We start from the raw sequence: 10,755 nt of genomic DNA, 5'->3' as shown, positions 1-10,755 counted from the left end.
ATTGGCACTGGCTTATCAAGCACCCTGTTGAGTTCTCAAAGAACAACCGCACACCTTCGAACCGCTCCGCTTTCGCGTCTCGGCCCCCCGGGGCACTCGCTCTACTTTACTAGGCCTTCTCGGTGTTGTCAACCGGTTTCTCCCGGTTGGCTCCGATCTGCCCTAGTAAGTCCACCGCGCCAAGCGCGCAGCTATGCTGCGATCTTGGTTCAGCGGATTTGGCAGGACGGCCGGTGTGCGAATCTCTCAGTGCTGAGTGACCCGGTTTACCTCGCCCGTTTCCCTGCCGGCTCGCAAAACATTACCCGCTGGTCTCCGGGCCTCCAAATCGGGGGTCACCCTCAGCAGTTTCCGCAGGCCAGGCGCGATTCAGGGGTGGCGTACCTCGACCATGCCGTTGCGGACCCGGACCGGGAGGACGGGCTGGTCGTTGCCGGCGGGCCCGTGCATCACGGCTCCGTCGGTGAGGCGGAAGGCGCTGCCGTGCCACGGGCACACCACGCACCCGTCGGCGAGTTCGCCCTCGCTCAGCGGCCCTCCCTCATGGGAGCAGCGCTCGATCATCGCGGTGACCCGGTCGCCCTGACGGAAGAAGAGGACGGCCGTGTCACCCACCCGGCGAGCGGTCGGCTTGCCGTCGGGCAGTGAGGCGAGCGACCCCGCGACGGTCCACTCATCGGGGAGGCGCGTCACCTCGGGAGCGGCGTGGCTGATTCCGGCGCCCTGGGCGTACGAGAGATGTCCGCCCAGAAAGGCACCCGCTCCCGCGACCGACAGTCCCGCGTAGGCCAGGGCCTTTCCCTGGGTGACCCGCCCGGTGAGCCGGGCCACCAGGGACGTCGCGTAGAGACCGGCGGCGAGCGCGTTGGCGGCGGCGTGGACGAGGCCGACCCGGCGCCGGTCCCTGGTCATCTCGGACCAGTCGACGAGGCCGGCGACCACGGCGGGGGCGACTCCGGCGAGTCCGGCCCCGATGAGCGCGGTGGCCGCCCTACCGGTGGAACGGGAGCTGCCGAGGTCGAGGACCGCCGCGGAGAGGAAGGCGCCGACCGGGACCTGGACCAGCACCGGGTGCAGGGGATGCCCGATCCAGGTGCCGTGCAGGAGGTCGCGCAGCGTGCGTGGCCGGACGGTGGCCGTGACCGCCGCCTGGAGCTTGTCGCTGGCGCCGTCGAGGGCGTCCGCTTGTTCGAGCCGGGTGAGAACCTGCCGCAACATGTCTTGGCGGTTCCCACCCGGTCGCGGTCGAAACGTCAGGCGAGTGCTTTCAGCGCGTCGCCGATGCCCCGGTGGAAGGTGGGGTACGCCCAGATCTGGCTGTGCAGGGTGCTGATCGGCACCTCGGCGTGGACGGCGACGGCGAGCGCGCCGATCATCTCGCCACCGGCCGGGCCCGCAGTGGTGGCGCCGACCAGCACACCGCGCTCGTGGTCGGCGACGACCTTGATGAAGCCCTCGTTGCCGGGGCCATGCACGAAGCCGCGGGAGGTGGCGGAGAGCGGGACGTGGCCCACCCGTACGTCGATGAGCGTGTCGCGGGCCTGCTGTTCGGTGAGGCCGACCGCGCCGATCTCGGGGTCGAGGAAGGTGACCCGGGGCCGGGCGCGGTAGTCGGCGCCGGGCCCGCCCTGGCCGAGGATGTCGCGGACCGCGATGTCGGCCTCGTACATGGCCATGTGGGTGAAGTTGCCGTTGCCGGTGACGTCGCCGACGGCCCAGACCCGGTCGGCGGCGCGCATCCGGTCGTCGGTGGTGAGGAAGCGGGCGCCCGGGTCGAGGCCGATGGTCTCCAGGCCGAGCTCGCCGAGGCGGGCGGCGCGACCGGTGGCGACGAGCAGCCGGTCACCGGTGACGGTGCTCCCGTCGGTGAGGGCCACGGTGAAGGCGCCGTCGTGGGTCACGTGGGTGGCGCGGACGCCGGTCTTCACGGTCACCCCGTCGGCGGTCAGGACTCCGGTGGCGACCTCGGACGATTCGGGCTCCTCCATGGCGAGGATCCGGGCGGAGCCCTCGATGATCGTCACCGCGACGCCGAAGCGGGCGAACACCTGGGCGAACTCGCAGCCGATCGCGCCGCCGCCGAGGATGATCAGGGAGCCGGGCAGGGTGGCGGCTTCGACGGCGTCCCGGTTGGTCCAGTACGGGGTGCCGGCGAGACCGTCGATCGGTGGGATGACGGCCACGGTTCCGGTGGCGAGGACCAGGCCGCGCGCTGCCGCGTACTCCTGCTCTCCGACCCGGACGCGGCCGGGACCGGTGATCGTGGCCCGGCCACGCACGAAGGTCCCGCCCTTACCGGTGAGGCGGTCGACGGCGGCCTTGTCGTTCCAGTCGTCGGTGGCCTGGTCGCGGACGCGCCCGGCGACCGGTGCCCAGTCGGGTTCCACCGTGGAGGCGCCGGCCAGGCCGGGGATGCGCCGTGCCTCGGCGAGGGCGCTGCCGGCGCGGACCATCATCTTGGTGGGGATGCATCCCCAGTACGGGCATTCGCCCCCGACCAGGGTGTGTTCCACCCCGACCACGTCGAGTCCGGCCGAGGCGAGCCGTCCGGCGGCCTCCTCGCCGCCCACACCGAGCCCGATGACCACCACGTCCACGTTGCGCACGTCACCCATGGGGTCCAGCTAACCATCGGAAGCGGCGAGAGTCGCGGGTCCCGCCGGAGAGACGTTGACGGACGCAACCGCCGGCGGGCCCCGCTCCCGTCCGGCAGAACCGGACGGTGAATCAGTCCCGCAGCCAGACCGCCTCGTCCCGGTGCGATTCCAACGGTTCGGGGTAGTCGAGGCCGCGGCGTTCCGGTTCGGGGAGGCGCCACGGCTGATGCACGGCGGCGCCGGCGATCCCCTTCAACTCCGGTACGTAGCGACGAACGTACACGCCTTCGGGGTCGAACCGGAGCGCCTGGCGGATCGGGTTGAACCTGCGGTAGGGGCGGGTGTCGTTGCCGGTGCCCGCGGTCCACTGCCAGTTGCCCGAGTTGTTCGGCACGTCGCCGTCGAGCAGCCATCGGAAGAACCAGGCCACCCCGGACCGCCAGTCGATGCCGAGGTGTTTGGTGAGGAATGCCGCGGTGATCAGGCGGGCCCGGTTGTGCATCCAGCCCTCGTCGCGCAGCTGGCGCATCCCGGCGTCGACGATCGGGACGCCGGTGAGCCCGTCCTGCCAGTGTTCCAGGGCGTCGGTGTCGTAGCGCCAGTCCCGGTCGGCGGCCGGGCGCAGCGCCTCGGTCGACAGTCTCGGGTGGACGCGGGCGACCTGGTAGTAGAAATCTCGCCAGCAGAGCTGACGGACGAAAGCTTCGGCGTCTCGCGAGCGCGCCGTCTCGGCCAGGCTGAGCGGGGAGAGACAACCCCAGCGGAGGTACGGGCTGAGCCTGCTCGTGACGTCACCGGGGAGATCGTTGTGCGCGTCGTCGTACCCCTCGATGTCGTGTGTCAGCCACGCGGTGAGCCGGCGCCGGGCCGCGGTCTCGCCACCCTCGCAGGCGTGGGGTGATTCTCCGGCCGGAAGGGCGGGCAGGTCTCCGGGTGTGACGCCGTCCGGCAGGGTGAGCCGGTCCGGTGCGGCCACCACGGGTCGCCATCGTGCCGCTGACCAGGAGCGATAGTAGGGCGTGAAGACCTGGTAGCAGTCTTTGCCGCCGCCCGGCCGGAGCGTTCCGGGTTCGACGACGGTGAGTCCGGCGTGACGTTCGAGGGCGATGCGGTGGCGGTCGCACTCGTGTGCGAGGCGGCGTTCCCGGCGGCGGGCGTAGCCGCTCACGTCCGCGGCCAGGGTGATCGTCGTGGCGCCGGTGTCGCGGGCCGTCCGGATGGTCTCGGCGACCGGGTCGCCCTCGCGCACGACCAGGTCGCCACCCAGCTTCCGGAGCCGGTCGCGCAGGTCGGCGAGGCTCTGGTGGAGGAAGCGGGTGCGGTTCGGGGAGAGGCCGGCGAGCGTGGGGTCGAGGACGTAGAGGGGGACGACCCGGTCGGCGGCGGCGCAGGCGGCGGCGAGGGCCGGGTTGTCGTCCAGGCGCAGGTCCCGGGTGAGCAGGACGACGGCGGTGGACATCAGGCCGCCAGCTGGACGGGTGTGCCGGGGCGGGTGAGCAGGCTGCGGACCGCGACGGCGGCCCGGCGGTGGTGGGGCACGGTGGCCCGGCGGCCGAAGACGTCGTAGCCGATCGCCTCGATCTCGTCGAGGATGCCACCGTAGAGCTGGAACGCGGTGCGCATGCAGGCCTGGGACGCCGGTTCGAGCAGCGGGATGCCGGGGGCGGCCAGGGCGTAGTGCTCGCGGGCCCGGGCCACCTCCGCCTTGATCAGCGCCTTGATCGCCGGGGTGGCCACGCCGGCGCGCAGGGTCCGGCGGGTGACGCCGAACTCGTCGAGGTGTTCCTCGGGCAGGTAGACGCGGCCGCGGTCGAGGTCCTCGGCGACGTCCCGGATGAAGTTGGTGAGCTGGAAGGCGAAGCCGAGTTGCCGGGCCGGTTCGCGGGCGGCGACCGGGTCGGAGGAGCCGAGGATCGGCAGCATCATGGTGCCGATGACCGCGGCCGAGCCCTCCATGTAGTCGAGCAGGTCGTCATAGGTCCGGTACGACGTGACCGTGATGTCCATCGTCATGCTGCGCAGGAACTTCTCGAAGTCCTCGAGGTCCAGGTCGAAGATCGCGATGGTGTGCAGCACGGCCGGGAGCAGCTCGTCGCCGGTGGGCTCGCCGCGCAGGCCGGCGAGGAACCGGTTCGACCACGCGGACAGCAGGGCGGCTCGCTCGGCAGAGGGCCGGGACTCGGTCCGGTCGACGATTTCGTCCGCATATCGGGTGAATCCATAGAGGGCGTGCACATGTCGGCGCTTCCACGCCGGTAGCAACCGGGTCGCCAGGTAATACGTCCGTCCGTGCTCGCGATGCAGTTGACGGCAGCGTTCGTAGGCCGCTGCCAGATCGGTTTCCATGCCGGGTCCTCGCTCTGCAGATTCAGAATCGACGCACGAATCGACGCAACTTCACAAAGTTAGGGTACGGTACTGAGCGTGGCCAATCACACCCTCGAGGGAAATCGCCTCGAAGCGATCCCCCGCCAGCCGGTCTCGCACCGAGCGCTGATCGGCGCCGTCGAGGGCACGCTGGCCGACTTCCTCGCCGCCCAGATCGCCGCGCTCGACGCCGTCGACCCCGCCCTGGGCGGATTCACCCGCACCGCCCGTGACCTGGTCATGGCCGGCGGCAAGCGGATCCGGCCGACGTTCGCGTACTGGGGCTGGCGCGGCGTCGTCGGCACCACCGAGCCGGTCGAGGCCGTCTTACCCGCTCTCGCCGCTCTCGAACTCATGCACACCTTCGCCCTGGTGCACGACGACGTGATGGACCGCTCGGCGACCCGCCGGGGCCGGCCCACCGCGCACCGGCTGTTCGCCGCCCAGCACGGCGACCAGTTCGGTGACTCGGCCGCCGTCCTGGTCGGTGACCTCTGCCTGGTCTGGGCCGATCAGCTACTGGCCCGCACCGCGGCGCCCCCGGCGGTGCTGGTCGAGGTCCGGGCCCGCTACGACCGGATGCGGATCGAGGCGATCGCCGGGCAGTACCTCGACGTTCTCGGCGAGACCGACCCGGCCTCCTGGTCGGTGGAGCGGGCGCTGCTCGTGGCCCGGCACAAGACGGCCAGCTACACCGTGCAGTGGCCGCTCGCGTTCGGGCTGGCCCTCGCCTGCGCGGGGCGCACCGATCTGGACGAGGCCTACCAGGTGTACGGGCTGGCCGTCGGCGAGGCCTTCCAGCTCCGCGACGACCTGCTCGGGGTGTATGGGGACCCCGCGGTGACCGGGAAACCGGCCGGCGACGACCTGCGCACCGGGAAGCCGACGACCCTGCTCATGATGGCCCGCCGGATGGCCACCGAGGCACAGCTCGACGAGCTGGCGGTGGCCGGCGTCGCCCGGCAGGCCGAGATCATCGCGGCGACCGGTGCGCCGGCCCGGGTCGAGGAGATGATCCGGGAGCGGGTCCGGGAGGGTGTGGCGGCGATCACCGACTCGCCGGTCCGGGCCGATGCGCGGACCGCTCTGGTCGAACTGGCGGCGGCCGCGAGTCATCGCCCGGCATGATGTTCTCCTTCCCCTCTGGTTTGTTGGCCCCTCTGGTTCTGTTGGGAGTCGTGACGTGCGAACCGTGACCGGACCCACCGACCGCGTCATCGTGGTCGGCGCCGGCCTCGGCGGTCTGGCCTGCGCGCTGCACCTGGCCGCGGCCGGGCGCCAGGTCACCGTGGTCGAGCGGGAGCCGGTCCCGGGCGGGCGGGCCGGGCGGCTGGCCGTGGAGGGGTACGAGTTCGACACCGGCCCCACCGTGCTGACCATGCCCGACCTGATCGCCGAGCCGCTGGCCGCCGTCGGCGAGAAACTGAGCGACTGGCTGGAGCTGACCCCGCTCGACCCGGCGTACCGGGCGTACTACCCGGACGGCTCCACGCTCGACGTGCGTACCGACACCACCCGGATGGCGGCCGAGATCGCCCGGGTCTGCGGCGCCCGCGAGGCCGACGGCTACCTGCGGTTCGTCGACTTCACCCGGCGGCTCTGGCATCTCGAACGCGACCACTTCATCGGCCGGAACCTGGACACCCCGGTCGACCTGCTCAACCTCAACCTGCTGAGGCTCCTCGGCATGGGCGCGTTCCGACGGTTGCAGCCCAAGATCGGGGAGTACTTCCGCGATCCCCGTACCCAGCGGATCTTCTCGTTCCAGGCGATGTACGCCGGCCTCGCCCCGCACGACGCGCTGGCCATCTACGCCGTCATCGCGTACCTGGACTCGGTCGCCGGCGTCTACTTCCCCAAGGGCGGCATGCACGCCGTGCCGAAGGCGCTGGCCGGCGCCGCCGAGAAGCACGGCGTGACGTTCCGCTACGACACCACGGTCGAGCGGGTGACCACCGCGCACGGCCGGGCCACCGGAGTCGTCACGGCCGACGGCGAACACATACCGGCCGACGTGGTGGTGCTCAATCCGGACCTTCCGGTCGCCTACCGCGACCTGCTGCCGCCGCGCCGCAGCCTGCGGCGGCTGCGCTTCTCACCCTCGTGCGTGGTCCTGCACATCGGTTCCCGCCAGGCCTATTCGCGGATCGCCCACCACAACATCCATTTCGGTACGGCGTGGAAGGGCACCTTCGACGAGGTCATCCGCAGGGGTCTGCTGATGAGCGACCCGTCCCTGCTGGTCACCAACCCGACGCACACCGACGCGTCCGCGGCGCCCGACGGCCGGCAGACGTACTACGTGCTCGCGCCCACCCCCAACCTCGAAGCCGGGCCGATCGACTGGCGCGGCGGCATGGACCAGCGGTATGCCGACGAGCTGCTGCGCGTCCTGGAGCGGCGCGGCTACGTCGGCTTCCGGGACGGTGTCGAGGTTCAGCGGATCATCACGCCCGCGGACTGGGCCGACGCCGGCATGGCCGCCGGCACCCCGTTCGCGGCCGCGCACACGTTCGGCCAGACCGGCCCGTTCCGCCCGTCCAACCTGCACCCGAGCCTGCCCAACGTGGTGTTCACCGGCTCCGGAACACAGCCGGGCGTCGGCGTACCGATGGTGTTGATCTCCGGCAAACTGGCCGCCGCCCGGATCACGGAGGTCTCCTGATGCTGTCCCGCGAAGCCGACCTGGTGGAGCTCGTCGACGACCACGGCACGGTCACCGGCTCGGCCACCGTCCTCGACGCGCACGAGTCGCCCGGCCTCCTGCACCGGGCGTTCTCGGTGTTCCTGCGCGAGGAGTCCGGACGGGTGCTGCTGCAACAGCGGGCCGCCGCCAAGACCCGGTTCCCGCTGCGGTGGGGCAACACCTGCTGCGGGCACCCCCGGCCGGGCGAGGACCTCACCACCGCAGCCGGCAAGCGCCTGGCTGAGGAGCTAGGTGTCGAGCCGGTGCCGTTCACCGAGGTCGGCGTCTACGTGTACTTCGCCGAGGACCCGGTCACCGGGCGCGTCGAGCGGGAGTACGACCACGTGCTGCTCGGTGCCGTACCCGCCGGACTGGAGTTCCGGCCCGACCCGGCCGAGGTCGCGCGCCTGCGGTGGATCACGGTCGACGACCTGCTCCGGGATGTTCAGGCGGCCCCGGAGGCGTACGCGCCCTGGCTCGGCGGGGTGACCGAACGCCTGGCGTCGCACCTGCTCGCCGCACCGGAGGGGCCGGGTGGGCGATGAGGGCCTGAGCGCCGGCGCGGCCGCGCGCCGTCTCGGCGTCGCGGTGACCACGCTGCGCACCTGGCATCAGCGGTACGGGCTCGGGCCCAGCGTGCACGAGCCCGGTCATCACCGGCGGTACACCGTCGAGGACATGGACCGGCTACAGGTCATGCAGCGGCTGACCGCACAGGGTGTGGCGCCCGCCGAGGCGGCCGCCTGGGCGTGCCGCTCGCCGGCCGTCCTGCCCTCCGCCGGCAGTCCGGCTGTCTCGCCCCCTGCCGGCTCTGTCAGCGACTCGCTTGTCTCCTCTTCCGTCGGCGAGCCGGTGACCGTGAACGGCCCGGCCGGGGGCGGGCAGACCATCGCGCTCGGCGGGCGGGCCGACCCCGCCGCCCGTGGACTGGCCCGGGCCGCCATGCGGCTGGACGGGCCGGCGATGCGCCACATCCTGGAATCGACGGTCACCGGCCACGGGGTCACCTTCGCCTGGGAACGGGTGATGATGCCGGTGCTGATCGGCATCGGCGAACGGTACGAGGCCACCGAACGGTTCGTCGAGGTCGAACACCTGCTCTCCCGCTCGATCACCGAGGCCCTCAGCATCGTGCCCCGCCCGTCGCGCGAACTCACCCCACGGGTTCTGCTCGCCGCGGCCGACGAGGAACAGCACACCCTTCCCCTGGAGGCGCTGGCGGCCGCGCTGGCCGAAGGCGGGGTGCCGAGCCGTCTGCTGGGAGCACGGGTCCCACCGCGGGCGCTGCTGGACGCGGTGGACCGCACCGGCCCCACGGTCGTGGTGCTCTGGTCCCAGGTGCCCGCCACCGGAGACGTCATCCAGCTGGACCGCCTGCTGGCCCTGCCCCGCCCACCACTCGTGATCGGGGCCGCCGGACCGGGCTGGCCGACCGCCTCGCTGCCCCCGCCGGTGACCCGGCTGACCGGCCTCACCGGCGCCGTCCACGTCGTCAAGGCCGCCTGCGCCTGATGTTTCCCCTGCTCAAGGCCATGAGAACAAGAAAGGGGGGTACCGATTTGAAGATCAGTACGGGTATCGCATATGCTTTGCATGCCTCAAGCGGGGGGCGCGGTTGGGGCCAAAACCACCAAACGTTGCCAGTCGCGCAGCCAGCGCGATGTGCAATGATGGCGGAGTTGCCCTCATCGTCTAGTGGCCTAGGACGCCGCCCTTTCAAGGCGGTAGCACGGGTTCGAATCCCGTTGGGGGTACTGGTAAGTTAGCAGCGAGAGTTGCTGACAAGCCAAACGGCAAGACAGTTACATAGCAAGGTCCTGTGGAGCAGTTGGAGTGCTCGCCGCCCTGTCAAGGCGGAGGTCGCGGGTTCAAGTCCCGTCAGGACCGCAAGGCAAGTTAACGGCCAGGTAGCTCAGTTGGTACGAGCGTCCGACTGAAAATCGGAAGGTCGGCGGTTCGACCCCGCCCCTGGCCACCAGGCTCTTCGCCGGGCACTGAGCACCGTCCACCAGCGTTTTCGCGCGGTGGACGTTTTGCTTTCCGGGCTGTTTCGCCGCCTCGGATCATGACCGCTCCGTGGGTAAGCGCGATCATCGCCTCAACGGCTTTCCTCCTTGCCGTTTCAACCCTTTGGGTGCGGGTCATCGACGCCCGGATCACGGTCAAGACCAGCACCGGCACGACCATCGGTGACTACCGGCTGATCACCACCCTTGCTGGACACCCGCCTAACCGCCCGGACGAGAACCCATTCACGCGAGAGCGGGCAACGAGGGCCCGGTTGGCTGGCGCGGCCCGGGCCCCTGTGCCGGCGGTACTACTGGGTGGCGGCGTCCTCGCCGGGACCACCGACCAGCTTGTCCTTGCCGGCGCCACCGAGCAGGTTGTCGTTGCCCGCGTTGCCGTAAAGGGTGTCGTTGCCGTAGCCCCCGAGCAGGAAGTCGTTGCCCGCGCCGCCGTAGATGGTGTCGGCGCCGTCGGACATCTCGCCGTCGAGGTCGCCACCGATCAGGTCGTCGTTGCCGGCCTCGCCGTACAGCTTGTCCTTGCCCGAGCCGCCTTCAACATGGTCATCACCGCGACCGCCACGGAGGGTGTCGTTGCCGGCACCACCCTGCACGTCGTCGACACCGTCACCGCCGTTGAGGGTGTCGTTACCGTTCCCGCCGAAGACGGTGTCGTTGCCAGCACCACCGTTGGCGGTCAGGGGAACCGCGGTCTCATTGTCGACGAAGTCGTTCTTGTCACCAAGCGTGACGGTGAGTCGGGTCGGCTTCTTCTTGGTGGTGCATTTGACCTTGGTCTTGTCGCCCTTGACCGCCTTGCAGCCCTTGCCGGCCTTGATGGCGACATTGTCGTTCAGAGTGATCGTCCGGCCTGAGATCGTGATGACCAGAGAGTTCGCCTGGCCACCGGCCGCGGTGAACCGGACGGTGGTGCTGTTCTTTCCCACAACCTCGGCCTTGGCAGTCGTAGAGGCCTGTGCCGGAGAGGCAAGGAGAGCGGTCGTGGCGGCGGCAACTATACCGATCGCGGCGAGCTTCTTACGGTTGAGACTGAACATCAGAACCCCGTCCTTAGCTGTGGATACGAAATATCCTATGA

The 10,755-nt window shown here is 70.7% G+C and carries 9 protein-coding genes and 3 tRNA genes; 7 read left to right on the top strand and 5 right to left on the bottom strand.

The features are described 5' to 3' along the window. Positions 1-369: 369 nt before the first annotated feature. The 4 genes from IEZ13_RS21420 to IEZ13_RS21405 form a co-directional block, all read right to left on the bottom strand. A complete protein-coding gene (locus IEZ13_RS21420; RefSeq protein ID WP_183225691.1) occupies positions 370-1,218 on the bottom strand; it encodes a Rieske (2Fe-2S) protein in 849 nt (282 codons plus the stop codon). Positions 1,219-1,253: 35 nt separating this feature from the next. Next, positions 1,254-2,615 (bottom strand): dihydrolipoyl dehydrogenase family protein, encoded by a 1,362-nt coding sequence (locus IEZ13_RS21415; RefSeq protein ID WP_183225692.1) that lies wholly within the window; start codon positions 2,613-2,615, stop codon positions 1,254-1,256. A 112-nt stretch (positions 2,616-2,727) separates the two neighbouring features. Further along, positions 2,728-4,056, bottom strand: coding sequence for a cryptochrome/photolyase family protein (locus IEZ13_RS21410; protein ID WP_183225693.1), 1,329 nt, complete (start codon positions 4,054-4,056; stop codon positions 2,728-2,730). Then, entirely contained in the window at positions 4,056-4,943 is an 888-nt protein-coding gene (locus IEZ13_RS21405; protein ID WP_183225694.1) for a phytoene/squalene synthase family protein, read from the bottom strand. Before IEZ13_RS21405 ends, IEZ13_RS21410 begins: the two co-directional genes overlap by 1 nt. A gap of 117 nt (positions 4,944-5,060) precedes the next feature. Here IEZ13_RS21405 and IEZ13_RS21400 point away from each other — a divergent pair, with 117 nt between their 5' ends. The 7 genes from IEZ13_RS21400 (at position 5,061) to IEZ13_RS21370 (ending at position 9,628) form a co-directional block, all read left to right on the top strand. Next, on the top strand, positions 5,061-6,092 hold the full coding sequence (locus IEZ13_RS21400) for a polyprenyl synthetase family protein (protein ID WP_229794857.1): 1,032 nt from the start codon (positions 5,061-5,063) through the stop codon (positions 6,090-6,092). Between the two features lie 55 nt (positions 6,093-6,147). After that, positions 6,148-7,629, top strand: a complete 1,482-nt coding sequence (gene crtI / locus IEZ13_RS21395) for a phytoene desaturase family protein (RefSeq protein ID WP_183225696.1) — start codon at positions 6,148-6,150, stop codon at positions 7,627-7,629. After that, positions 7,629-8,195: an isopentenyl-diphosphate Delta-isomerase gene (idi, locus tag IEZ13_RS21390; protein WP_183225697.1), complete on the top strand. Its 567-nt coding sequence runs from the start codon at positions 7,629-7,631 to the stop codon at positions 8,193-8,195. The genes crtI and idi overlap by 1 nt, the downstream gene beginning before the upstream one ends. Continuing rightward, positions 8,185-9,162, top strand: a complete 978-nt coding sequence (locus IEZ13_RS21385) for a MerR family transcriptional regulator (RefSeq protein ID WP_183225698.1) — start codon at positions 8,185-8,187, stop codon at positions 9,160-9,162. Before idi ends, IEZ13_RS21385 begins: the two co-directional genes overlap by 11 nt. A 169-nt stretch (positions 9,163-9,331) precedes the next feature. Then, positions 9,332-9,404: transfer RNA gene (locus tag IEZ13_RS21380), tRNA-Glu, on the top strand. 59 nt (positions 9,405-9,463) lie between these two features. Then, positions 9,464-9,537, top strand: a tRNA-Asp gene (locus tag IEZ13_RS21375). 14 nt (positions 9,538-9,551) lie between these two features. Beyond that, positions 9,552-9,628: transfer RNA gene (locus tag IEZ13_RS21370), tRNA-Phe, on the top strand. Positions 9,629-9,967: 339 nt separating this feature from the next. On the opposite strand, the gene IEZ13_RS21365 is transcribed toward IEZ13_RS21370, so the two are convergent. After that, the gene (locus IEZ13_RS21365; RefSeq protein ID WP_203834105.1) at positions 9,968-10,714 is read right to left on the bottom strand and encodes a calcium-binding protein; all 747 of its coding nucleotides are present in this window, start codon (positions 10,712-10,714) and stop codon (positions 9,968-9,970) included. Positions 10,715-10,755 lie beyond the last annotated feature (41 nt).

The sequence above is a fragment of the Actinoplanes campanulatus genome, from assembly GCF_014647795.1.
GTDB classification, from domain to species: Bacteria; Actinomycetota; Actinomycetes; order Mycobacteriales; family Micromonosporaceae; genus Actinoplanes; species Actinoplanes campanulatus.
Note: the sequence above shows the minus strand (reverse complement) of the source record. Positions and strands in the feature narration are given on the sequence as shown.

What these genes read in the sequence shown, in the direction of transcription:
- IEZ13_RS21410 (WP_183225693.1), bottom strand. Translation starts at nt 4,056, where the DNA reads ATGTCCACCGCCGTCGTCCTGCTCACCCGGGACCTGCGCCTGGACGAC.
- idi (WP_183225697.1), top strand. Translation starts at nt 7,629, where the DNA reads ATGCTGTCCCGCGAAGCCGACCTGGTGGAGCTCGTCGACGACCACGGC.
- IEZ13_RS21365 (WP_203834105.1), bottom strand. Translation starts at nt 10,714, where the DNA reads ATGTTCAGTCTCAACCGTAAGAAGCTCGCCGCGATCGGTATAGTTGCC.
- IEZ13_RS21415 (WP_183225692.1), bottom strand. Translation starts at nt 2,615, where the DNA reads ATGGGTGACGTGCGCAACGTGGACGTGGTGGTCATCGGGCTCGGTGTG.
- IEZ13_RS21405 (WP_183225694.1), bottom strand. Translation starts at nt 4,943, where the DNA reads ATGGAAACCGATCTGGCAGCGGCCTACGAACGCTGCCGTCAACTGCAT.
- IEZ13_RS21420 (WP_183225691.1), bottom strand. Translation starts at nt 1,218, where the DNA reads ATGTTGCGGCAGGTTCTCACCCGGCTCGAACAAGCGGACGCCCTCGAC.